The organism is Streptomyces sp. MCA2, from assembly GCF_023544705.1.
Taxonomy (GTDB): Bacteria; Actinomycetota; Actinomycetes; order Streptomycetales; family Streptomycetaceae; genus Streptomyces; species Streptomyces decoyicus.
In genome coordinates this window covers 1-900 of the sequence record NZ_JAMJFM010000126.1, presented here as the reverse complement: position 1 = coordinate 900, position 900 = coordinate 1, and the positions used below count along the sequence as shown (strand labels likewise).

Below are 900 nucleotides of genomic sequence, written 5' to 3'. Positions count from 1 at the left end.
CTGTACGACCATGAAGACGCTGGCTTGGTGTTCGCGGGCCAGGCGGGTGATGCCGTGGTGGAGGTCGGTGTCCCAGGCGAAGGGGACGCTGCCGCCCTGGTGGCCGGCGATGGCGGGCCGGGGCCGGTCGGTGGGGAGTTCGAGGTGGTCGGGGAGAGCAGTGAGGGTGGTGCGCCAGTAGTCGATCTGGCGGGAGATGAGGCTCTGCGGATCGCTCTCGTCACCGAGGACTTCGCGCTGCCAGAGGGTGTAGTCGGCGTACTGGACGGGCAGTGGCGCCCATTGCGGAGCGTTTCCGTCACAGCGGGCCGCGTAGGCGGTGGCGAGGTCCTGGGCGAGGGGGCCCATGGACCAGCCGTCGCCGGCGATGTGGTGGGCCAGGATCAGCAGGGTGTGCTGGTCGGTCCCCGTGGTGAAGACCCAGGCGCGCAGGGGCACGTCCTTGGTCAGGTCGAAGGTGTGGGTGACCGCCTGGCTGACGGCGGTGTCCAGGTCGTCTTCGTTGACGGGGACGATGTCGATGACCGGCCGGGCGGCGTCACCGTGCAGGACGTGCTGGTAGGGCGTCCCGCCGTACTCGGGGAAGACCGTGCGCAGGGTTTCGTGCCGGTCGGTGAGGTCGTGGAGGGCGTCGCGTAGTGCTGCGGTGTCGAGTTCGCCGGTCAGCCGGAGCACCATCGGCACGTTGTAGGTCGCGCTCGGCCCCTCCAACTGGTGCAGGAACCAAAGGCGATGCTGAGCGGGGGAGAGCGGGATCCGGTCGGGGCGAGGCCTCGGGGTGAGCGGGGCCCGCGCTCCGGTGGTGTGGTGGAGGCGGGTGGCGAGGGTGGCGACGGTGGGTGCTTCGAAGAGGTCGCGGACGGTGAGTTCGGTGTTGAGGGTGGTGCGGATGCGGCTGGT

At 70.1% G+C, this 900-nt stretch carries 1 protein-coding gene; it reads right to left on the bottom strand.

Annotation, left to right across the window (positions count from 1 at the left end; genetic code table 11):
* Positions 1-900, bottom strand: a 900-nt coding sequence (locus M8I34_RS41100) for a condensation domain-containing protein (protein WP_250058166.1), incomplete at both ends; no start/stop codon positions are given.